Raw genomic sequence first — 24,181 nt, forward strand, 5'->3', positions numbered from 1 at the left:
CTGTTGCTCCGGTTGCTCCTGCTGTTCCTGTTGCTCCAGTTTCACCCGTAGCTCCTGTCACACCTGTTGCTCCGGTTGCTCCTGCTGTTCCTGTTGCACCAGTTCCTCCTGTAGCTCCTGTTACTCCTGCTGTTCCTGTTGCACCAGTTCCTCCTGTAGCTCCTGTTACTCCTGCTGTTCCTGTTGCACCAGTTTCACCCGTAGCTCCTGTCACACCTGTTGCTCCGGTTGCTCCCGTTACTCCTGCTGTTCCTGTTGCTCCAGTTTCACCCGTAGCTCCTGCTGTTCCTGTTACACCAGTTTCACCCGTAGCTCCTGTCACACCTGTTGCTCCGGTTGCTCCTGTTACTCCTGCTGTTCCTGTTGCTCCAGTTCCACCCGTAGCTCCTGTTACACCAGTTGCTCCAGTTGCTCCTGCTGTTCCTGTTGCTCCAGTTCCACCAGTGGCTCCTGTCACACCTGTTGCTCCGGTTGCTCCCGTTACTCCTGTTGCTCCTGCTGTTCCTGTTACACCAGTTTCACCCGTAGCTCCTGTCACACCTGTTGCTCCAGTTCCTCCTGTTGCTCCTGTTGCTCCAGTTCCACCCGTAGCTCCTGTCACACCTGTTGCTCCGGTTGCTCCTGCTGTTCCTGTTGCACCAGTTCCTCCTGTAGCTCCTGTTGCTCCGGTTGCTCCCGTTACTCCTGCTGTTCCTGTTGCTCCAGTTTCACCCGTAGCTCCTGTCACACCTGTTGCTCCCGTTACTCCTGCTGTTCCTGTTGCACCAGTTCCACCCGTAGCTCCTGTCACACCTGTTGCTCCCGTTACTCCTGCTGTTCCTGTTGCTCCAGTTTCACCCGTAGCTCCTGTCACACCTGTTGCTCCGGTTGCTCCTGCTGTTCCTGTTGCACCAGTTCCTCCTGTAGCTCCTGTCACACCTGTTGCTCCGGTTGCTCCTGCTGTTCCTGTTGCACCAGTTCCTCCTGTAGCTCCTGTCACACCTGTTGCTCCGGTTGCTCCCGTTACTCCTGTTGCTCCTGCTGTTCCTGTTACACCAGTTTCACCCGTAGCTCCTGTCACACCAGTTGCTCCAGTTCCTCCTGTTGCTCCTGCTGTTCCTGTTACACCAGTTTCACCCGTAGCTCCTGTCGCTCCCGTCACGCCTGCTGTTCCTGTTGCACCTGTTGACCCAGTGGCTCCCGTTGCTCCTGTTACACCAGTTGCTCCCGTTACTCCTGCTGTTCCTGTTGCTCCAGTTCCACCTGTAGCACCTGTTCCTCCAGTTGCACCGCTTGCCGCTAACAACGTGTAATCTGGTGAGGTGCCTGGCGTGCCTATTGGCGGAGCTGTATTGACAATATACGTGCTGCCATTAAATGTAACCACTTGACCTACTGGATAGCCTGGTGCAGCTAATGGATTAAAGACCACAATACCGCTTAAGCCAACGCCTGTTGCTCCCGTAGCTCCTGTAACGCCTACTGTTCCTGTCGCACCTGTCGCGCCTGTTGACCCTGTGGCTCCCGTTACTCCTGCCCCGGTTGCACCTGTAGAACCTGTAGCGCCTGTTCCTCCAGTTGCACCGCTTGCCGCTAACAACGTGTAATCTGGTGAGGTGCCTGGCGTGCCTATTGGCGGAGCTGTATTGACAATATACGTGCTGCCATTAAACGTCACCACTTGACCTACTGGATAGCCTGGTGCAGCTAATGGATTAAAGACCACAATACCGCTTAGACCAACGCCTGTTGCTCCCGTAGCCCCAGTCACTCCGACACCTGTTGCTCCAGTAACACCCGTAGCTCCTGTCGCTCCCGTCACGCCTGCTGTTCCTGTCGCACCTGTTGACCCAGTGGCTCCCGTTACTCCTGCCCCGGTTGCACCTGTAGCGCCTGTTCCTCCAGTTGCACCGCTTGCCGCTAACAGCGTGTAATCTGGTGAGGTGCCTGGCGTGCCTGTTGGCGGAGCTGTATTGACAATATACGTGCTGCCATTAAACGTCACCACTTGACCTACTGGATAGCCTGGTGCAGCTAATGGATTAAAGACCACAATACCGCTTAGGCCAACGCCTGTTGCTCCCGTAGCCCCAGTCACTCCGACACCTGTTGCTCCAGTAACACCCGTAGCTCCTGTCGCTCCCGTCACGCCTGCTGTTCCTGTTGCACCTGTTGACCCAGTGGCTCCCGTTGCTCCTGTAGAACCTGTAGAACCTGTTCCCCCAGTTGCACCGCTTGCCGCTAACAGCGTGTAATCTGGTGAGGTGCCTGGCGTGCCTGTTGGCGGAGCTGTATTGACAATATACGTGCTGCCATTATAGGTAACCACTTGGCCTACTGGATAGCCTGGTGCAGCTAGTGGATTAAAGACCACAATACCGCTTAGGCCAACGCCTGTTGCTCCCGTAGCCCCAGTCACTCCGACACCTGTTGCTCCAGTAACACCCGTAGCTCCAGTCGCTCCCGTCACGCCTGCTGTTCCTGTTGCACCTGTTGACCCAGTGGCTCCCGTTGCTCCTGCCCCAGTTGCACCTGTAGAACCTGTAGAACCTGTTCCTCCAGTTGCACCGCTTGCCGCTAACAACGTGTAATCTGGTGAGGTGCCTGGCGTGCCTATTGGCGGAGCTGTATTGACAATATACGTGCTGCCATTAAACGTCACCACTTGACCTACTGGATAGCCTGGTGCAGCTAATGGATTAAAGACCACAATACCGCTTAGACCAAGGCCTGTTGCTCCCGTAGCCCCAGTCACTCCAACACCCGTAGCTCCTGTAACGCCTGCTGTTCCTGTTGCACCTGTTGACCCAGTGGCTCCCGTTGCTCCTGCCCCGGTTGCACCTGTGGAACCTGTAGCACCTGTTCCTCCAGTTGCACCGCTTGCCGCTAACAGCGTGTAATCTGGTGAGGTGCCTGGCGTGCCTGTTGGCGGAGCTGTATTGACAATATACGTGCTCCCATTAAACGTCACCACTTGGCCTACTGGATAGCCTGGTGCAGCTAATGGATTAAAGACCACAATACCGCTTAGACCAACTCCTGTTGCTCCGGTTGCCCCAGTCACTCCAACACCTGTAGCTCCAGTAACACCCGTCGCTCCTGTAACGCCTGCTGTTCCTGTTGCACCTGTTGACCCAGTGGCTCCCGTTGCTCCTGCCCCAGTTGCACCTGTAGAACCTGTAGCACCTGTTCCTCCAGTTGCACCGCTTGCCGCTAACAGCGTGTAATCTGGTGAGGTGCCTGGCGTGCCTGTTGGCGGAGCTGTATTGACAATATACGTGCTCCCATTAAACGTCACCACTTGGCCTACTGGATAGCCTGGTGCAGCTAGTGGATTAAAGACCACAATACCGCTTAGGCCAACGCCTGTTGCTCCCGTAGCCCCAGTCACTCCGACACCTGTTGCTCCAGTAACACCCGTAGCTCCTGTCGCTCCCGTCACGCCTGCTGTTCCTGTTGCACCTGTTGACCCAGTGGCTCCCGTTGCTCCTGCCCCAGTTGCACCTGTAGAACCTGTAGAACCTGTTCCTCCAGTTGCACCGCTTGCCGCTAACAACGTGTAATCTGGTGAGGTGCCTGGCGTGCCTGTTGGCGGAGCTGTATTGACAATATACGTGCTGCCATTATAGGTAACCACTTGGCCTACTGGATAGCCTGGTGCAGCTAGTGGATTAAAGACCATAATACCGCTTAGACCAACGCCTGTTGCGCCTGTTGGTCCAGTAGCTCCCGTTACCCCCGCTCCGGTTGCTCCTGTCGCTCCCGTTGCGCCACCTGCAGCTAGTAGAGTGTAATCTGGTGAGGAACCCGGTGTACCTGTTAATGGAACTGTATTTACAACATATGTGCTGCCATTATAGGTAACCACTTGGCCTAACGGATAGCCTGGTGCAGCCAAAGGATCAAAAGCAACGATACCGTTTAAGCCTACGCCCGTCGCACCTGTTGGGCCTGTAGCTCCAGTCGCACCAGCACCTGTGGCACCTTTTGCAGCAAGCAGCGTGTAATTAGACGAGGTTTCCGGATTTCCCGTTGGCGGTGCCGAGTTGACAACGTATGAGCTGCCATTAAACGTCACAACCTGCCCAACTTGATACCCTGATTCTGCCGATGGATTAAACGCTACAATGCCGTTTAACCCTGCTCCAGTTGCTCCCCTTGGGCCCGTAGGTCCCTGTGCGCCTGCAGCACCGACTTGGCCACTTGCCCCTGTTGCACCGGTTGCTCCTTGAGTACCAGCAGCACCCGCCTCACCGTTAAAACCCCTGAAACCTCTAGAGCCTCTTGCCCCTTTTGGACCTCTGAAACCTCTCGGTCCCCTTCTTCCTCTATGACCAGGTTTCGGTTTCGGTTTCGGTTTTGGCTTTGGATGAGGATGCGGATGGGGATGCGGATGGGGACCATCCAAGCAATTTAGCGCTTTTTTGAGAATAACGATGGAATCTCTGACATCATTTTGCGCGCTTTGAATCTTATTTCTGCGTGTAAGTCTTTTTGCTTTACGCAGCTCAAGGATTGCTAGGTTTATTTTCCGCAGGCATCTCGCCCGGTGTTTCGCCACTCTTACACACCTCCGTTAAATTTCGCCGTTGCGTTTCTTTCTCGATTGTTTATTTACAATGCAACCACATGAAGAGACAGCTTCAAGAATTTGGTTCCTCGCATGGTTTAATCGTTTCAATTTAATTAAACCTTTCGCCGATTCCAGCTTTTGGATTGCTTCATTCAATCTTTTGGTTTGCACTTTATTGTTCATGAATGTTCTTTCGCCCTCCCGCTCCTATAGTAAAAACCTGCTATGGTAAAGACAGAGGTATATAATAGCTAAATCAGTCTATGTCCAAATCCGATTTCGAACACGGTATATACCTAGTAGTGCAAGTCACGGACAGGCAAAAAATGCTGAATTTTAAAATATATATAGGCCAATCTCTTTATTTAGTAAAAAAAGACCTCAAAGGATTTCTCCGATGAGGTCTTGCCAGCAAGCATTATTCTAGTTCGGGGATGTCCGCTTCCCGATCTCTAACTTCCAATATAGAAGGCAGCTCTTTAAAAAAGACATCCACCACCATAGGGTCAAAATGACGTCCCCGTTCTGCCTTAATTAACTCAAGTATGCGATCCAGCTTCCAAGCCGGTTTGTAAACGCGGGAGCTCCCTAATGCATCAAAAACATCTGCAAGCGCAGTGATTCGGCCGTATAAATGGATATCCACTCCCTTAAGCCCCCTCGGATACCCTGACCCGTCCCACTTTTCGTGGTGCTGCCAAGCTACTATTGCCGCAGCCTGCAGAAGCTGCCTTTTGGAATTCCGCAAGAAATCGTAGCCAATATCTGCATGCTGCTTCATTTGTTCGAATTCTTCTTCTGTGAGCTTTCCCGGTTTATTTAACACAGAATCAGGGATAGCTACCTTTCCAATATCATGCATAGGGGAAGCACTTCGCAGCATATCAGCTTCCCACTCACTCATGCCTAATCCTAGTGCCAAGATATAGGAGTACTGAGCTACTCGTTTCACATGATTGCCCGTTTCTTTTGATCGGCCTTCACCGATTTTTCCCATTGCCAAAATAATTTCTTTTTGCGTTTCAATAATTTCCTCATGCAGCATAATGGATTCTAGAGATTTCCCTGAATAGGATGCAGCCAGAGACAAATATTCCATATCTTGCGTTGAGAAGGTTTGAACTTGAGTTAATTTATTGATCGCCTGATAGGCCCCCATTACCTCACCTTGGTTGTTCCGAAAAGGGATGGTCATAATCGATTTTGTGCGGTAGCCTGTTTTTTTATCACTCTCCGGATTGTGTCGAGCATCTTCATAAGCATCATCTATAAAAATAGGCTGTCCCGTGCTGATCGCTGCACCTACCAGCCCGCTCCCATAAGGAATTCTTATTTCCTTTATTCCATGGGCTACCACGGTAAACAATTCAGCACGAGCGGCATCAATAAGCCAGACTGTGCAGCGGTCTGCCACAACCATCTCTCGACCCATATGTGCCATTAGAATAAGAACGGATTCTAGCTTTTTCTCAATCGCTATTTTTGCAGTATATTCAAAAATAACCTTTAACATTTGTTCGGGAGATAAGTCTAATTTAAATGATAGGGAATCATGAGTGCTGTCATGCATGTGGGGACTCCTCCGGCCGTTCAATCTCAATATTCCTAACAATATTCGCTTCCATCGCTATAATTCCTGCTATTCTTACATCTTTAGATAGGTTTTTCGACAAAAATTGCAGAACGCACTACACAAACTACCTAAAATTCCTTTTCAATGCCTTCCCGGTTTGTAAATCTGGGTTCTAATCTTGCACTTCCTACTCTTCTCATGATAAGATTAATGTTGCTGCGCGTCCGTTTGTGCGAGGCGCTTACTACTGGTAAGGTTGTCCTTTGGTTGTCATTAGAACAACAACAAGACAACAATCATTGGGCAAGAACGGCTCTTTGGGTTCGAGATGGTGAACGCATCTCTTCAAGTCCCATTTCAACTTATGATATTGTTTTCGTTTTTGTGGCTCCGTAGCTCAACGGATAGAGCAACCCTCTCCTAAAGGGTAGATGTCAGTTCGATTCTGGCCGGGGCCGCCATTTTCCATACCTTTCAGAACCGTACTGTTGTACGGTTCTTTTTTATTTTTAATGAGGATATTCTAGCTCGTTACTTGTCAAATAGAGTACCGTAGAATCTGACAAAATTTGAAGGAATTTAGGGCAAGTATCCTAATATCGAGTCCTCTCCCTCGATTAGCACGTGGCGCGAATGATGAACGATGTGATTGTTTGCGGCGGCAAACGCATCTCCCGAAGGTCAACAGTCGCGAATTCCGAATGAATCCAATTCCGGAGCGCCTCGTCCGGGTCGTCAGCTTAGGTCCGCCTGAGCACCAAGGATAGATTGAAGGATAGAAGGAACCATGGTAAAATTGCTCCAAGAGTCGACACCGTTCGAGGTTACTGGGGAGCATGTTTATGGTATCGGAATCCACTAAATTTCCAATAAAAATCATGACCATTTTTTTAGCCATATCGCTTTGCACCGCATTCGTTTTCGCCATTTACTTTCAGGACGCAAACAAATCCAAAGATGATATCCGTATGGAGATTCTACAAGACAATTCAGGAAACATGACCTTGTCCGATGTTAAAGTCAGCGATCAATTCGTAGCTTTGCCTGGCAACTATTCCAAGGTTGGCTATTCTCCGGTCCGATTATGGTTCAAAATAAAAATAAACCGGTATAACGCGGATGAAATCAATTACCTTACAATAAACAACCCTCTTTTTGAAGATATGACGATTTACCTCCCAACAAGTAACGATTACGAAATAAAGCATTTTGGGTACGCGTATAAGAGCAATTCCGATGAAATCGGTTATGTCTACCCCGCATTCAAAATCCCGCCTCATTATGATCATAATCAGTACATATACATGACAAGCAAATCGTTATACGGACAAAACTTTATTGCCCAGCTCGTAAATGATGATCTCTTTAGGAAGACGAGCATGATAAACGTCTGGGCAGGGGGCATCTTATTCGGCGTTTTGGCGGCATTGTTTTTTTATAATTTGGTCATGGGCTTAGCCATAAAAAACAAAACTTTTATAAAATACTGCTTTTATGTTTTCACCACCTTGCTGTGGAATGCAGCAATGACCGGACTTTTAAACATTACGGGCTTCAAGTACGCCTATTGGATTGTGGAATATTCCACGGGCATCGGCATTCTCATGTCGCTTGCCATCGCCATTTTTATGAGAGCGATTTTTCAGACCAAAACCAGATTTCCCAAGATCGATTTTTGTTTAAAGCTGCTCATCGCTTACTTCCCTATCACTTTATTGCTGTTTTTTTTCATCAGTAAAGAACTGGGAGCATTTGGTGCGGGCGCATCTTCTGTGGTGTTTGTATTGTATTTTATCATTATGTTTAAAGGAATAAAGAACAATACCATTCGTTCGCCGCAACTCATAACGGCATGGCTCTTATGTTTGGTGTCGGTAATCCTGTTTTATTTGATGGTTTTCGGAGTGCTGCCTCAAAGTTACATTATTATTTATTACTTATTTTTTCTTTCTTGTGCCTCCGCTACCGCCTTTGCCCTGTCTCTCGCAGAAATCATTAATAAATTAAATGCAGAGAAGCAACACAATCAAGTTCTATTTGAAAATTCCGAAATTCAATCCAGGCAGTTTGAGCTTGCTTTCATCCGGGCACAAATGGATCCGCATTTTGTTCACAACACCTTGAATGTAATAGAAGGAATTATTGCTGAAAACAAAGAAAAAGCGGGAAGCTTGGTCAACGATTTATCCCATTATCTCAGAAATATATTTGATTACGGCAATTCGGAAAGATTTATTTCTATCCACGAGGAGCTGGATGCAGTCAAGTTTTATGTTCGCATTGAGCAAGCAAGGTTCCCGAACAAAATAGTTGTCAACTATGAAATCGATTCAGGTATTCAGTTGAAGGTGCCGCGCTTTGTTATTCAACCCTTGGTGGAAAATGCAATTAAACACGGAATTCGTAAAAGGAAAATTGCAGGAACAGTCACGATCAGGGTTAAGGAGCTTGAACATGGCTTCTTGATAACGGTAGAAGACGACGGCATCGGCATTGAAGACGCGGACAAATATAAACTTCTTGAATACTCGCCGGGCAAGGGCATTGGGCTTGCCAACATAAATGCGCGGCTTAAGGCCGAATATGGAACGCAGCTTCATATCGTCAGCGAGAAGGGTAAAGGAACTTTGGTTCATTTTGACATACCCATTAAGGAGCAGCCATGAAAGTTATTATTGTAGACGATGAATATTATGCGCTGCGGAACTTGAAGAGCAAGCTCGAAAAAATTGCGGATGTCGAAGTCGTTGCGATGTATGACGATCCTGCAGCAGCCTTAGAAGAAATGAGCAGCATACAGCCAGATCTTGCTTTTTTAGATATCGAAATGCCGGAGATCGATGGCATAGCCTTGCTCGGGATGATGTTCAAAAAAAGGCCGGATATGGATTTCGTTTTTACATCCGCTTACCATGCCTATGTGACAGACACGCTTGAAACAAAAGCGTTGGATTTTCTCGTTAAGCCGGTGAAGTTCGAACAGCTTTATGTCACCTTGGAAAAAATAAAGAAGATTAGAAGCAAAAGCGGCATGGGGCACAAAATGGAGATCCAATGTTTTGGCGATTTTGCCGTATATATAAACGGGAAATTAATCGACGACAATTGGCGAACCAAAAAAACGGAAGAGCTTTTTGCCTATTTGCTATGCATGAACGGCAAGTACGTGTCCAGAGAACGAATCATTAATGACTTGTGGCCCAATTTGGAGATGGAAAAAGGTTATGCAAACTTATATACGACGCAATATAACTTAAAGAAGCGATTCGACGCTTTTGGGATTCATGATTTGATTAAGAGCAGACTCGGGAACATTTGGCTCAACATTGAAGACATTAAAATGGATTTGCTCGATTTCGATCACATCAGTGAAAATTATGATGCAGATAAGAGTAAAATAGAGATTCTTGAGCAAATGGTAGAGCTGTACAAAGGCATGCTATTTGAAAGTAAGCTTTATTCTTGGACATTAAGTTTACAACAGCCTTACGAAGTAAGGTTCGACAATGCATTGCATATTCTAATTCAATTTTATAAGGAACACGGCGATGAGAAAACAGCCTCATACTATGAAATGAAAAAAATGCTCTGAACGAATAGCGTCCTGATAAGAAGAAACGAGGTCGTCGTTTCTTCTACTGTTCCAACAAATCCATACTCCTTCTTGCTATTGCAACCCCAACCATTTAAGAAATTGCCCATAAGCAGCTAAAACAGCAGCACTCCGCTTAGCGTCAATAAGACAAACATTACTTTAATACAGTGGTCCTACTCTGTCCTGTTCACAACTACTTCTCACTCCATCTGCTGCCGTATCTATCCTGCACTTTTGCAGTAACTTCGCCCTTTATACGCATTTTTACCGCCTATCCTGCACTTTTGCAGTAACTTTAATCATTCGGGACCTGAAACACATCAATTTGAGCTCGTTTCACGAAGCTCTCATGCAGGCGTGCAGGATAGCTTCCAATCATGGCCCATATGCGGTGTCTACCCTGTTATTGTGCAGGATAGCTATGAATTGGTTTTAAATACGCACCAGTCCACGAGGGGATCTGTGCCCAGGTTGGTTGGTTTTGTTCCTGCAACGAAGTGTAATCATATGGGCAAGCCGTTATTCTTTTATCAAATTTTCAAAAAAAGCAACTGTTCTAAGCAAAATCGCCCGCACCCTGTGATCAGGTGCGGGCGATTTCATTGTTACGTGCCAGGATTTTCTATGAACTTATGGTATCACAAAGGTATACGTCTTTTGAGTGCCGTCCTGTGCGGTTACGACCAACCGATCGGTGGTTTGCAGATTATCGTGTGTAATCTCTGTATTGTCCTGATGATAAGCTTTATAGCTTCCATTCAGTGGTCCGGCGACAGCACGTGTAAAGGTGCCATAGTACGTATACCGAGGCACGGTAATCGTTCCTGCGACCGGATCAATCTGATAGCTGGACGATAGCGATGTCAATGTAACATCGTTGTACAGGATAACATAATCCGCAGTGGACAAATTTTGAGCAGTAACACGTACGATCATGCTTGAAGTGATATCGGACGTCTCATCGGTTACAGGTACCAAATCTTGGTCCAGCACGTTTGCGACAGCGTGCGGGGATAACGTTAACCCGCTCAAAAACTGACCTACGGTCAGAGTGCTTGGAGCCGAAAGGCTGCCTCCACTCACATTCCCGTTCATATTGGTCAAAACCAACTTGGCGCCGCTAAGCACCGGTGTTGGGACCGGTGTTGGGACCGGTGTTGGGATCGGTGTTGGGACTGGTGTTGGTGCCGGCGTTGGTGCCGGCGGCGAACAATACCATTTTGCGACATAGGATATGTCTTGAGCCGGCATCGTGTTTGCCAGCGCAGGCGACCAACCGGTGAAAGAACAGCCTGACCTCGTTACGGTTGGCGCCTGTATGGCAGCGCCGTACTGAACTCGAGCTTTGGAACCGCCAGTGCCTCCGTTTGCATCAAACGTCAAGTTGTAGCTGTTGCGCGTGTAATAACGCACGATCGTGAGGCTTCCATCGGCTGCAACCGTACTCGTTGCCAATGCTTTGCCGCTGCTGTCATAGGCTGTGCTATGGTCATAGGTAAAGCCGGGATACTGCTGGGTCGCTGGTTCCGCAAGTGCCCCAGTTGTCCCTTGGAAACTTCCCGTGCCGGCTTCAACGTAAAGCGAGGTGCTTCCGAGACCTTGCAATCTGTCCGAAACACGATAAGGCATATCAGTCCTTATCTTCCAGGTCGCTGTATAAGTGGTGTCGTTTAACGGCATCGTGCTTGGAATTGCCTGTGACCAGCCAGCAAAGGTATAACCCGGCTTGGAGAAATTCGGTACCGCACTGCCCGGTACCGCCGAAAGACTTCTGGCCGAATAAACAATCGAGGTTCCGCCCAAGTCGGTATAGAAAGTCATTTTACGCGTGGCAGGCAAGTATTCGTAGCTCAGTTTCGAGAAACCGGTTCCGGCTATTATAATGGTCTGTGCTCGCGGTGTATCGTATCCTTCGATTTTTATCGGTTCCGGTGAAACAGAAGCTCCTGCCGTACCGGAAAAGGTGTTTTTTTTCTTGGTGGTGCGGTCCCCTGTATTGGGATCGACCGTAATGTAATCGACTAAGTAGGATATATTTGTGTGCGGTGTCCATTGCGCATAAAGCGTTATATTTCCTGATGGCATAGTGTCAGGAATAATGTAGGGCTTCGTTCCTGCAGCATCCAAGGCCCAACCCTTGAATGTAAACCCAGTCACTTTGGGCACGTTTGTTAATCTCTTTTCTTTTTTAACTGACGCTTTGACCGGCAGTACAATCCTCCCGAAATTGTACAATTGAATTTCATCTGACACTAGAACATTGGGATTCAAATGGATAGAGCCGTATCCGCTCTTGTACCAGGTCAAATCAATATTGCGCGAGTAGGGAAGGGAATTTAAACCCGTTGTTGAGCCCTTCCACGTTACGGTCATCCTGCTGGTTAGAATATCATCCGCGGCTGTTGGCGATACGGTTACACGGGATGTCTTCGAATCGTACGTAAACTTATTGTTATTAAAAGTGATGGTGTAATTCTGAGGACGATCTTTACCAGTAATGATCTCTCCCGTTACCAAATTCAAATCTTTCAGCTTAAAGGCGTCATCAATGGATGGGAAGCTTTTCTCCTCAAAAGCGACAAAGGAAGGCGCTTCTTTTTCTTCATAGGCGAAATCGATGAAATGACCATTCGGCGTGCCGGCTCTATAAAGCGGCCAGTACTCACTATAAAAGAGGTCGGAATACGAGATTGACCCGCCGAAGATCTGTGCCCCCCACTCTGCCTCCACATACATGCCGATTTCCAGAACCAGCGCTCCTAACGTTTTTGCCTTTGCCGAAGATGAGATCTCGTAATAGAAATACCCGTAGAGCTGAAGGTAAGCGCCCCCCTCTGCCGTAATCCCGACACTATCCAATTCGACATGGAACAAACCTGCTGCCAAGTCGAGACGAATCCCTGCTTTTAACCCCAGCGTTCCCATCACATAGAAATAGAAGTCATAGGTGCCGTCGCCCGGCAAGTCTACCGTTCCGAAAGAAGGAGACCCTTCGCTGAGTTTAAAGCTGGCTGTATATCTTTTCGCGGATTCATAGCTGAAGCCGATTCCCAAGGCAATATTCGGATTCATGCTAATGACAAAATTCCCTTTAAAGTTGATATGAAGGAGACCCATTAAAAGGTGTTTGTCGTATTCGAAGATTTCTTCTTCAACAAGGTCAACCCAATCCGTCTCGTTCTCCAGCATGGCTTGATAGCTTTCCACCAACGTATTGACGTTTACCGTGGCCGGTGTGGAAGGAGACTGCTCCAGAACCGCTTTCAGCTGTGCCTTGATGTCTACTTTGTTTTTGGCAGTATTCCAGATATTCGCGTAAGCGTCAAGCGGAGTATCCGCTGCTACAGTGCCGATCTGCGCAGAAGCGTCAATGCTTGTAAACGTGAAGGCGTCCAGGTTGGCGCTTGCTTGATAATCCTTGGGATACGGAAGATCGAAAAGTCCCAGATCGATATATCCCCATACCGTGTTGCCGTTCACGCCCACGCTCAAGGCGATTTCTTCCGTAAATGCAGCGTTCATATGGATAAGGATATCGTTTTTTGCACCTGTCGAAACTTGAATATCGCTTGAAACTGCGAGATTAAGACGCATACCAGATTTCCCCTGAAAATGGGATAACGTCGTGCCAACGTTTGCTGAAACCTGCAAGTTATGCAAAGTGACGTCCGCATTCTCTTCTCCCGGTTCCAAGGAGAGCGTACGGACTTCCGGTTTTTTGCCGTTCCGCAAGGGTGTTGGTACACTGGCTGCGCTCAACGTTTTGAAGCTGTCGGTTTGCAAAGCGGCAGCTGACAATTGGTTTGCTGCTTCATCGACAAAGCCGCTTGCCAGCGCTTGTTGCTTAATTTGATTCTCCAAAGCAGTGATCTCAGATTGCGACAACAGGTCGGCTCCGTCAATCGTTTCCTGCTTATAGAAATTTAGGGCGTGAGTAATGTCATCTTGTGTCGCATCCGTATAAGCAATGACATATTGATTCCCTGAGCTTGAGATGGACGTCACTTTCCCGTAGCCTGAAGAAGCTCCCGTACGCATATTGACGAGCGCAAGGTAGTCCCCGACTCTAGCAACGGTAGCGGCGTTAAGACCCATAGGCGCATATTTGGCGTTGGAATAATCCATCGACGCCGGAGCGACCGTGATGGAGCGGTTCGTCCTGTCCCCATCGGTGTCCGACGCAGGATCGACCGGCAGCACGTTCGGTTTAAGCAGAACGTTCATCAGGTTTGCGCCGGTGTAGGAATAGATATTCCCGTTGATCGCAGTAATCGCAACATAGGCGATATCTCCATCATCGGACGTATTCAAAGTGCGCAGATCGGGGCGGGTCCCTTCATAAACAGAGACGGTATCTCCCACTTTCAAGCGCGTGTTTCCATCATATCGAAAGGTACCGCTCGCAGCAGGGGATGGGTTCTGACCCGATCCACCGCCAACGTTCGCGCTCATTACAGCGATCGAAGGGGAAGCAACGGATACGCCATTCTGGCTCATCTGAGAAATATCGGAAAACTTCAAGTAAATCATGTAAGGATTTAGAGGCAGGCGCATGACCTCTTGTCTGGCAATACTAAAAATATAATTTCTGGTTGTTGCGTCTTTGCCTGTGAAAGCAAGGCTTGTACCATTCAAAGTGATTTGATAGGTGCTGCCCTCTTCGAATCCACCATTTTTTGCTGCTATTGTAAAGCTGCCGTTCGAGCCGGTTACCGCAATTCCTACAAAATCAGGATTGGACGGAGATTTGAATGTCATGCCGGCTTGAACGGCTGCCGCCGTCATTTTACCTGTAGAATCTTTCACGGCGATCTTAAAGTTTGGCGCCTGCTCCATTGCATATGCATTCGGAGTGATTTTCACAGCATCATCAGGCGATGCCATATAATTGGCATACAAGGTTATGTCGCTCTTGACGGTATCGTGTTTCATTACCGGTTGTGTAAATGCACGATCTTTATACCAGCCATTGAAAATGGAGCCTTGCTTGAATGCGAGTGGAAGCTGATTCAGCGATTCGCCTCGATTCAGACTCAAGCTGTCGATTGGCGAGCCGCCGTTCGAGTCAAACGCAACCGTATAGGTTGTGCTGTCACTGACCCTCGCTACTTTGTCCGTACGCATAAAAAGCGCGGCCGCTTCAGCGCGAGTTGCCTTTGCATGCGGCTCAAAATTGCCGTTTGAAATACCGGTAAACAAGCCGGCCTGCCAAAGCTTTACCGCCGCATCAACCGCCCATGGAGAAATGTCGGATATGTCGCCCGGCTTAGATGTACTATTGATTGTTTGATAAGGGATACGATCGCTTTCAAAATACTTCAATGTCAGCACTGCCATCTGCTCTCTCGAAATAGCGGCATCCGGCGAAAATCGGTTACTGCCGGTTCCGCTTGTGATGCCGCTTTCGGTTGCCCATTGCACATAAGGCGCGTACCAAGCGTCCGGCTGCACATCTATAAATGCGGAAGTTTTGTAATGGCTTGCATCCACTTTGGCGATTCGCCCAAGTACAGTAACATACATGGCACGACTCATCGTTTCGTCCGGTGAAAAGCGATTTTTGCTTGTACCGCTGAATAAGCCATTCTGCTTGACATACATGACCGCATCGTAGAACCAAGCTGAGAGTGTCACGTCTTCAAACAAGCTTTGAGGCACGGGCTGAGCAGTCGTTTGGGTTGCTGCCGCAGGTTCGACAGTATTCGGTAAAGCAGCAGAAATCCCAGGAGTCATTAAGGTTAAGAGTATACATGACGCTAGCAACAGACTTAATAGGCGTTTATACAAGTTCAGTTTTCCTCCTCATCATCTTTCAACTTGCAGTCAATTACTGATCTTACCAGACCGATCTAAATGGAATCTGAACACATTTCAGGCGATTGCGAAGATATGCAATTGACCGACCGAACTACGAAGAGAAAAAACGATGGGATGAGGTCAATGTGAAGACGCAAGTTGAAAAGAATTCCCGAGCCCATGCTTCGTATAAATTCCGCTGCATCCAAAAGTTAGATGTGTTGTTTAGGGCAAAGGTAGGTTGACTACAGAACGTTTGTTCGCATATAATATCCTTGAGGTGATTGACATATGGCTATGCCGTTAACCGAGTTGAATGAACCTGCTCTCCACTACCCGCCATCGATTGAAGATATCCAGCTGATACAAGAATCTATTGTGCTCCCGCTGGCACTCATTGTTGTTGAGCGTAATCGACGCGAGTTGGATCGTAAAGCGAGGGCGCTGCGTTCTATTTTTGCCCGGGCAGCAGATCTGGTTATGATGCAAATGAAAGCCGACCTAACGCTGAACACCCGGTTACTAATTCGCAGTGGAATTACTGTTTGTAAGGATAGCAGTTCTAATGGTAATGTTAGCTATCGCTATAATTGTCGTGGATTCGAAGAAACCGCAGCCTACTCCCACGAATACATACGCAATGAAATTAATAGGCGAATATCTGCTTATAATACTGGCATTTTCACGAAGCCATGAATGGTTTACCTCTAAAATAAGAACACCCTATAATAAAGCCGTTCGTTATTCTTAAAGTCTCGATTTAAGGCGAGGCTTTTTTTGTTTGCTTTGCCCGATATGCCAGCGTTCGACAAGAAAGACAAAACAATCAATTAACATCTTCCATTCCAATCTGATATACTACAAATAGTTTCATATACTTCTACAGAAGATACATTTTTCACCAACACAAACTGACAAAAACTTTATTTATTACGCTTTGAGGAGGCAATTAGCATGGGGATTAATTTCAATTCAGGAAGGCCATCCAACAACCTTGGAGGCCAAGGCGGTATCCAGCAGGGCGGTATCCAGCAAGGCGGTATCCAGCAAGGCGGTATCCAGCAAGGCGGTATTCAGCAAGGCGGTATTCAACAGGGCGGTATTCAACAGGGCGGTATTCAACAGGGCGGTATTCAACAGGGCGGTATCCAGCAGGGCGGTTTTCCGGGCGGAGCGCCCAATAACGGTTTCGGTGCAGCACCCGCACCTCAAGCTAGCCCAGGCGGGGGACTTGTTCTTACCAAAGGACAGAAGCTGGATTTGACCAAGGGCAATGCTGGGCTTGATTTTCTGAAAATCGGACTTGGCTGGGACACGAATACGCTGCAGGGCCAGAGCTATGATTTAGATGCCGAGGTGTTTTTGCTAGGCCAGACTAACACAGTTCCATCCTCTAGCCATATCGTCTTTTATAATAATATGGTTAGTCCGGACGGCTCCATCCGCTATAAAGGCGACAACCGCGACGGTCAAGGAAGCGGCGACGATGAATCCGTTGAAATTCAATTGTCCAGAGTATCGTTGGATATCCAAAAAATTGTATTTACAGTAACCATTGATGAAGCTATTCGTAAAAATCAAAATTTTGGACAAGTGTCCAATGCCTATATTCGTATTGTAAATCAAGCTAACGGATCAGAGATTTGCAGATTTGATCTATCTGAGGATTATTCCACTTCCATATCCATTTTGGCGGGCGAGGTTTACCGTCATGGAAATGAGTGGAAATTCAACGCAATCGGTACCGGCTTGACGCTAGATTTGGCCGGCATTTGCGCGCACTACGGCGCAATGTAATTGATTCATTTTTCACTTACAGCAATTCATTTCCCTATTATTGGAGGTAACCCGTTATGCCGTTTCAATTTCAAGTAGAACGCGAGCTGTTCCTAAAGGCAGAGGGTCAAGGCCATTTCTTTGCCAAAAAAGGAGCTATGGTCGCAGATCAAGCCTATAACGGAAAATTCAAATATTCAAAACGCCTATTAGGAACTAATTCCGGGAATGTTATCGGTCAGGTCATTAATCACGGCATGCGCAGAGTAACGGGAGAAAACCTCGAAATTATGGAGGTTGAGGGGCAAGGCACGGTTTACCTTGCTGATCAAAATTCACATGTAACGATTATTAATTTGGAGCAAGGCGGCCCTTGGCAAAGCGTCAGCGTCGAGAGTGAGGATCTGCTTGCGTTCACAGAAACCTGTCATTATGGTGTAACGATTATTGGTTCAGGCGTTCTTTCCCAACGCGGCTTGTTTACGTCTAAGCTAACTTATAACGGCCACGGCGCACAGGTTGCCGTAAAGACAAATGGTAACCCCTTAGTGCTGCAAGGCCCTTGCCGTGTAGACCCCGATGCCATCGTTGCTTGGACAGGCTCTGCCCCTAAGGTTAAGATTGACGTGAATTGGAAAACGTTAATCGGCCAAACCTCAGGCGAATCCTATATGTATGAGTTCAGCGACCCTAACCAAGTTGTCATTGTACAGCCATTCGAGCGTGAGAGCGGCGTGAAATTCGGAATGGATGACAAACGCTACCAGCCTCAGGAACAAAGCAGCGCTTTTGGCAACACGTTTGGAGGAAACCAAGGGCATGGCCAAGGCCAGGGACAGCTGCAAGGACAAGAAAGCGGCGGTCTCGGTGGAATTATCGGCAAATTTCTGAAGTAATTAGCTATTCATTCTTATGCTTATGCTTGAGTCAGACCTTGCCTAGCGGCAAGGTCTTTTTTTCAAAGGAAGTACATTTTTTGAGCCTCAAGGATTTGGAAACCTGTAACCTTAACGACGCTTGCTGCGTACAAAAGGAAAGGCAGTCAACTGGATTGCAAATGGTTTTGCATACTCTGCCATAAATATCTTAAATCAACGAACAAGGAGGTAAAAATATGAAGGCCGCAAGCACACTACTTCTCGTTACCGCAATTATTGAAGCTATTTTAGGTATTCCTCTCCTGGGTGGATCCATCGTTATTTTATCAGGGTACACGGTTCTTTTCGCGACTCTTGTTCTCCATATCGTAACCTTAGTGCTTTGCTCTCAGCATAATAAATCAGTCGTAGGCAGCATTTTGGGCATTATCACCTCGGTTCTTGCCTGGATCCCAATCCTTGGCATGATTATGCACCTCACGACGGCAGCCATTCTTTTCTGGGCAGCATCCAAGAAGGATAATTATCCAACTCCTCCGTACCCGCCTGCTCCTGGCAGCTTCTAATCAAACATAAGGGCTGTCCCCGCAGTTGATTTCCTGCTGGACAGCCCTTCGTTTGTTACATCCAAACTTCACGATCGAGCTGACTTACCATATTCCGTCTTCGGCACACGCTTAGAATCATCCCCATCGCCATCAGCTCGAGAATACCGCCTGACCCTCCATAAGATACAAATGGCATGTTAAGAGATGCAATGGGTACGATTCCTAGTGTCATTAAGATATTCCAAATAAACCGAAAGCCAATAATGGATAATAGAGAGAATCCAATAGCCTTGGCATAAGAATCTTTTAAGCCTCTGATGGCACTATACGATTTGAAGAGAAAAAGAATTGTAAACAATAACAATATACTGCCGAAAACCCATCCAAAACTATAGATGATATAGCTAAACACCATATCGCTGTGCAAATAACGTATCTTTTCATTTAATACCCCAAAGCCATGTCCCCACATGCCTGCATTCAGAACCGCATCAATGGCGTTCTGTCTTTGATATCCCAAGCCTTCCGGGTCCGTCCACATAAAAAAGGAAACATACCGCTCCAATGCATTTTGAACCCGAAATTCCATCGTCAGCATTGAACCTATTACAATAACAAGTAGCGATGCCATACCGGCAAAAATCAGCTTGTACGCCTTAGCAATAAATATCAGCAAAATGAAAAGGCCAAGTCCGTATCCAATAAAGTCAAAAAAAGAATTTCCTTTCATATATAACAGTGCTGGTACCACAACATAGATAAGAGTCATCTTAATGAGCTCTCCCACATTACGGAAAGTACCGCGCTTCATTTTCTTGCGTCCTAGCAGCATGCCGGATGCGGCGATCAGAAAAAGATAAGTAGAAAGGGCATAGATATCAAAGGCAAAACCACCGACTGCAATCCATCGCTTTGCTCCATTAATTTCAGTACCAACAACCGAACAAACTAACATTAACGTTATGGTGACGAAATAAAGATGCCACGAGTATTTCCTTATTTTCCGATAATCCAGAAAGTAAATGGCAACGAGGAGCAGCACCCCTATCCCTGAAAAGAAAGCTTTATTAAACAATAAATGACCATAAAAATCACTAGGCTGCCCACTGGCTTGCCCACTGTATGCAATCTGCAGCGCATACATCACAACCAGCCCTATCCCCACCATAACCGCTACGATCACGGCCAGGCTCCATTCCATAACCGGCTTATGAGCCGTATGCAGCTGCTTGCCAATTTGATCTGGATTGCCCATCTGGGCCAATGCCTGATGGGTGGCCTCTTCTTGGCTCAGCCCTTCACTAAGCTTATCCTCCATTAAATCCTCCAGATGGCTCTTCATCTCCAGTTGGATATCGGGATGCACATCCTTAGCCTTTACATGACTACATACTTGCTCAACAAAAGAGTCGACGGACCCCGGGCTATTATTTCGGCTCATGCTTGGCCCTCCCCGATTACCCTATCTACGGTTGTGCGAAATAATGTCCACTCCTGTTTCTTTTCCTCCAACTGCCCTCTCCCACGCTCCGTAATGCGATAATACTTACGTTTACGGCCGCCTTCCTCATGCCAGTAAGATTCAACAAGCTTCTCTAGCTCAAGGGTATGTAGGATGGGATAGAGCGTCCCTTCCTTGAACGTAAATACGCCGCTCGAGCTCCGCTCAATTTCCTTCGTCATCTCATAGCCGTACATTTCCTTGCGCTCCAACAGTGTCAGAATCAAAATGACGGTACTGCCCTTCATAAGCTCCTTATTAATTTTCACGGCTGCCTCCTCCTATGTATCGGATATCTATACATCGAATATCTATGTATAAGTATATAGAGGCTCCCCTAATAAAACAAGCCGATAGAAACTTATACTTTCCTATTTTTCAAAAAAAAAGAAGCAGTCCTTAAAAAGGAAGGCTTCTTTTTCGTACCCGATTACAGACCCGTTGGGAGCTGAAACATTTGTGTTAGCTCATCCAGCGTAATTGCATCAGCTGGAATTTCTTCAAACGTTGGCTTTTTGTTGATATCCGAATAAGTCACGTCAAAGTGCATACCCAGCTTCATTTTTTGACCGCTTGCTTCGTCAGAAGCCTCAAAGTTCAGCTTGCCTGCTTGATAGGACAAGTAACCGTCCGAAATAGCAGCAGTCGCTTTAAGCGTATTGATTTTGACATTGTTTTTCAACGTGTCCAAGATTTCTGCTTTGTTCGTTTCCAGATCTGTTTTGAACTTCTCGATATCCGCTTTCTCAAGCGTCAATGTCTTCAAAGTAGCTTCGTTCTTCAGAAGCACATCAAGCACCTCAGGCAATGCTTTGTTGACAATTGTGTCAACGGTCTGAGGATAATTGCTTTCGTTAATTTCAAACGCTACGACCTGATCTGCTTTGAAATCTGCAGGCAAGCCTGCTTCTTCCGCTTTAGGCTGGCTAAAATAGGTCTTCTCGTCAAAATGCTTCAGCAATACTTCGCTAAGCTCCTTGCCTAGCTTCTGCTGCGCTTCCAAATCAATGTCAGCAGCGCCCTGCTGCTCTGCCAGCTCCTTAAGATCGATCTTAATGAATTTGCCCGTGATCGTTTCAGGCAGCGGCAGCATTGGAATTTGCGGCACCTTCACATATAACGTTTCTTCCGTCATAATCATCGGTACCGTCAGCTTCATCTCCATGTCGCCTGGAATGACAATTTGCATATTCATGTCGGTGCGCATAGGATTTTTCTGATATACAGCATCCACGGTAATCGCAGCATCCTTAAGCATGCCCACGACCGCTGCCGTAGCAGCCAAATCCCCCTCAAGCGCCGAATCTTGCGGAATTTCCAATTCATCCAAACCTAATGACATTTTTAATGCATATGAGTCCGCCTCTGAGATCTTCGTCATAGCGGCTTGCAATGCTGCCTTCGGCGGTTTCCCCGAGCTGCAACCTGCAATGACCACTAAAATAACGGCTAACAAAAGAATCGCTATTTTCTGTACTTTCTTCATGTAGTAAGTTCCTCCCCTATCTTTTTATGAGCACCTCCATTCTATACTAAATAAGCACCTTTTAGAAGTTATATCCAAAAAATCCCGTTTCGAATTAGCGAAACGGGACGTTTGATCTATTCATTTTCTGGACTAAAGTATCGATTTATGAACCTTCTGGATTATGATGGTCCACATGATTGCGCTGCTTCGTTTTTTTCGATCCAGATAACGGCGCTTGCTGTCCGCCACCGCTGTTTTGTTTGGATTTACCGGAATTCGGATTGCTTTCGGGTACAGGAATACTATCTGGCTTTGACAAAGGGAATTCCTCCTTTAATCTTTCTGGTGCAACAAATCGGTTGGCTTATCGTGGTTTAGCTCGTCCTGATGACGCCGATCATTTTTATCCTGCTGCATCTGCTGTGCATGATGGCTGTTGACTGCCTCATGATCCAGAGCCTCCACCACATTCGACAAATTTTTATCCGCAAACCCTTTAGCTTTTGTCATAAGTGAATGTCTCCTCTAGACATGCGTCAAACGCTGCAGCGCTTGCGCACATTCATGCAAATGTCTCGTGTAATCCTGGATTAACTCTTGAATGGCTTCTCCTCGTTCGTCAACCGATACCTTATCCTTCTCCACGTCGATCAATTCAACCTTCACTTCACGGCTGTCTACATACGTTACTTTAAAGTCGAATGAATACATTTGATGACCAGCAGTATCAATGGTCACACGCAGTGCTTTCGCATCAGCCTCATCCGGTAGCACCTTGCAACGATCTGCTTCATTTAGTGTTTCCGGCAGCGTATGCCGCCAAGCATCTGCTAAGTTTTCTTGGTTCATTTGCAGCTCATCTGATTTACCCATTTGATAAAGCACCTCCACAACGTATAACATGCGAAGAGCGACTTTATTTTATACGAGACCTGAAATAACAAAAAAAGCCCAAACGCTAAGCGTCTCGGCTTGTCTGATTAAAATATGGAGGAGAGAGTGGGACTCGAACCCACGTGGGCTTGCACCCTAACAGTTTTCAAGACTGCCCCGTTATGACCGCTTCGGTATCTCTCCACATGTAATTGTCACAAGAAATATTGTACCACAGGTCAAAATAAAATTGCAACTCTATTTTGACCGTGTGGCAAAAAAAAATTTTATAGCTTGTTTGCTTCGATCTTGCTGATTCCACCCATATAAGGACGCAAAACTTCCGGTACGATAACAGAACCGTCTGCTTGCTGGAAATTCTCGATAATCGCTGCGAAAGTACGACCAACAGCAAGACCTGAGCCATTCAAGGTGTGAACGAACTCCGGCTTGCTCTTCGTATCCCTTCGGAAACGAATGCCTGCGCGGCGAGCTTGGAAATCCTCGACATTTGAACAGGACGATATCTCGCGATATGTACCTGCACTCGGCAGCCATACCTCAAGGTCATACGTTTTGGCTGCTGTAAAGCCCATATCGCCCGTACAAAGCGTCAGAACTCGGTAAGGCAGGTCTAACATCTGCAAAACCTTCTCCGCGTTAGCCGTCATTTTCTCCAGCTCGTCATACGAATCCTCGGGCTTCGTCAGCTTGATCAGCTCAACCTTATTGAACTGATGCTGGCGGATCAAGCCGCGCGTATCACGTCCTGCAGAACCTGCCTCTGAACGGAAGCAAGAGCTGTATGCGACAAAGTATTTAGGAAGCTCATCCGCAGTCAAAATCTCTTCACGGTGAAGATTCGTTACAGGAACCTCAGCCGTTGGAATCAGAAAATAATCCGAATCCGAGATTTTGAACAGATCCTCTTCAAACTTAGGAAGCTGTCCGGTGCCAACCAGACTATCACGGTTGACGATATAAGGCGGCAGGATCTCTTCGTAGCCGTGCTTGTCGCTATGCAGGTCCATCATAAAGCTGATTAATGCACGCTCTAGGCGAGCGCCTAGGCCACGGTAGAACGTAAAGCGCGAGCCTGTTACTTTGGCTGCGCGTTCGAAATCGAGAATACCAAGCGATTGAGCAAGCTCCCAGTGCGGTTTAGGCTCGAATTCGAAGCTCGGCACTTCCCCATGCTTACGAAGCTCAACATTCTCCTCCTCAGACTTGCCCACCGGTACGCTTTCGCTTGGAATGTTTGGAATGGCTTGTGTTAACTCCACCACTTGTACATCCAGCTCACGAAGCTCATCGTCCAGCTCTTTAATGCGATCGCCGACTTCCCTCATTTCAATAATGAGTGATTCTGCGTCTTCGCCTGTTCTTTTGAGCTTGGCAACTTCCTGAGACACCGTGTTACGACGGCTTTTTAACTGCTCGGTTTCTTGGATGAGATCACGGCGCCTTGTATCAAGCGCAGGGAAATTAGCAATAAGATCGAGTGAAGCCCCCCGATCTAGCAGTGCTCTCTCAACCTTTTCAAATTCATTTCTTAACAATTTAACATCCAGCACGACTCAAAAGCCCCTCTCTGAAGGGAGTAATTTTATTATTGTAAAAG

The 24,181-nt window shown here is 47.2% G+C and carries 15 protein-coding genes, 2 tRNA genes and 1 pseudogene; 7 read left to right on the plus strand and 11 right to left on the minus strand.

The window, feature by feature from the left end; translation table 11 throughout:
• Both E0496_RS36925 and E0496_RS20100 read right to left on the minus strand, forming a co-directional pair.
• The coding region (locus E0496_RS36925; protein ID WP_161601498.1) for a beta strand repeat-containing protein at positions 1 to 4,540 on the minus strand (4,540 nt) is incomplete at its 3' end.
• Between the two features lie 430 nt (positions 4,541 to 4,970).
• Positions 4,971 to 6,122, minus strand: coding sequence for an HD domain-containing phosphohydrolase (locus E0496_RS20100; protein ID WP_141503617.1), 1,152 nt, complete (start codon positions 6,120 to 6,122; stop codon positions 4,971 to 4,973).
• A gap of 389 nt (positions 6,123 to 6,511) precedes the next feature.
• Between E0496_RS20100 and E0496_RS20105 the strand changes: the two genes are divergently transcribed.
• The 3 genes from E0496_RS20105 to E0496_RS20115 all read left to right on the plus strand — a co-directional run bounded on the left by E0496_RS20105 (position 6,512) and on the right by E0496_RS20115 (position 9,717).
• Positions 6,512 to 6,586, plus strand: a tRNA-Arg gene (locus tag E0496_RS20105).
• 417 nt (positions 6,587 to 7,003) lie between these two features.
• Entirely contained in the window at positions 7,004 to 8,791 is a 1,788-nt protein-coding gene (locus E0496_RS20110) for a histidine kinase (protein WP_206669824.1), read from the plus strand.
• A complete protein-coding gene (locus E0496_RS20115) occupies positions 8,788 to 9,717 on the plus strand; it encodes a response regulator (RefSeq protein ID WP_141503619.1) in 930 nt (309 codons plus the stop codon). Before E0496_RS20110 ends, E0496_RS20115 begins: the two co-directional genes overlap by 4 nt.
• 633 nt (positions 9,718 to 10,350) lie before the next feature.
• On the opposite strand, the gene E0496_RS20120 is transcribed toward E0496_RS20115, so the two are convergent.
• Positions 10,351 to 15,507 (minus strand): InlB B-repeat-containing protein, encoded by a 5,157-nt coding sequence (locus tag E0496_RS20120; RefSeq protein WP_141503620.1) that lies wholly within the window; start codon positions 15,505 to 15,507, stop codon positions 10,351 to 10,353.
• Positions 15,508 to 15,807: 300 nt separating this feature from the next.
• On the opposite strand from E0496_RS20120, the gene E0496_RS20125 reads away from it, so the two are divergent.
• The 4 genes and pseudogenes from E0496_RS20125 (at position 15,808) to E0496_RS20140 (ending at position 18,736) form a co-directional block, all read left to right on the plus strand.
• A complete protein-coding gene (locus E0496_RS20125) occupies positions 15,808 to 16,212 on the plus strand; it encodes a YhjD family protein (protein WP_141503621.1) in 405 nt (134 codons plus the stop codon).
• A 540-nt stretch (positions 16,213 to 16,752) separates the two neighbouring features.
• Positions 16,753 to 17,313, plus strand: a pseudogene (locus E0496_RS36595) (TerD family protein); the annotation flags it as partial.
• 56 nt (positions 17,314 to 17,369) lie between these two features.
• On the plus strand, positions 17,370 to 18,188 hold the full coding sequence (locus E0496_RS20135) for an AIM24 family protein (RefSeq protein ID WP_141503623.1): 819 nt from the start codon (positions 17,370 to 17,372) through the stop codon (positions 18,186 to 18,188).
• Between the two features lie 218 nt (positions 18,189 to 18,406).
• Positions 18,407 to 18,736 carry a hypothetical protein gene (locus E0496_RS20140; protein ID WP_141503624.1) on the plus strand — a complete coding sequence of 110 codons (330 nt, stop codon included), beginning with the start codon at positions 18,407 to 18,409 and terminating at the stop codon, positions 18,734 to 18,736.
• Between the two features lie 55 nt (positions 18,737 to 18,791).
• Here E0496_RS20140 and E0496_RS20145 read toward each other — a convergent pair whose 3' ends face one another.
• The 8 genes from E0496_RS20145 to serS form a co-directional block, all read right to left on the minus strand.
• The gene (locus E0496_RS20145) at positions 18,792 to 20,159 is read right to left on the minus strand and encodes an FtsW/RodA/SpoVE family cell cycle protein (RefSeq protein WP_141503625.1); all 1,368 of its coding nucleotides are present in this window, start codon (positions 20,157 to 20,159) and stop codon (positions 18,792 to 18,794) included.
• Positions 20,156 to 20,488, minus strand: a complete 333-nt coding sequence (locus E0496_RS20150; RefSeq protein WP_141503626.1) for a PadR family transcriptional regulator — start codon at positions 20,486 to 20,488, stop codon at positions 20,156 to 20,158. Before E0496_RS20150 ends, E0496_RS20145 begins: the two co-directional genes overlap by 4 nt.
• A gap of 161 nt (positions 20,489 to 20,649) precedes the next feature.
• Positions 20,650 to 21,705: a hypothetical protein gene (locus E0496_RS20155; RefSeq protein WP_141503627.1), complete on the minus strand. Its 1,056-nt coding sequence runs from the start codon at positions 21,703 to 21,705 to the stop codon at positions 20,650 to 20,652.
• A gap of 145 nt (positions 21,706 to 21,850) precedes the next feature.
• Positions 21,851 to 22,006 carry a small acid-soluble spore protein P gene (locus E0496_RS20160; protein WP_139990642.1) on the minus strand — a complete coding sequence of 52 codons (156 nt, stop codon included), beginning with the start codon at positions 22,004 to 22,006 and terminating at the stop codon, positions 21,851 to 21,853.
• 14 nt (positions 22,007 to 22,020) lie between these two features.
• Positions 22,021 to 22,197 carry a hypothetical protein gene (locus tag E0496_RS35905; RefSeq protein ID WP_175598092.1) on the minus strand — a complete coding sequence of 59 codons (177 nt, stop codon included), beginning with the start codon at positions 22,195 to 22,197 and terminating at the stop codon, positions 22,021 to 22,023.
• Positions 22,198 to 22,212: 15 nt separating this feature from the next.
• Positions 22,213 to 22,560, minus strand: a complete 348-nt coding sequence (locus E0496_RS20165) for a hypothetical protein (RefSeq protein ID WP_141503628.1) — start codon at positions 22,558 to 22,560, stop codon at positions 22,213 to 22,215.
• Positions 22,561 to 22,675: 115 nt separating this feature from the next.
• Positions 22,676 to 22,764: transfer RNA gene (locus E0496_RS20170), tRNA-Ser, on the minus strand.
• Between the two features lie 83 nt (positions 22,765 to 22,847).
• Complete coding sequence (gene serS / locus E0496_RS20175; protein WP_141503629.1) at positions 22,848 to 24,134, minus strand: serine--tRNA ligase; 1,287 nt, start codon at positions 24,132 to 24,134, stop codon at positions 22,848 to 22,850.
• Between the last annotated feature and the right edge of the window lie 47 nt (positions 24,135 to 24,181).

It is taken from the genome of Paenibacillus luteus, from assembly GCF_006542765.1.
Lineage (GTDB): Bacteria > Bacillota > Bacilli > Paenibacillales > Paenibacillaceae > Pristimantibacillus > Pristimantibacillus luteus.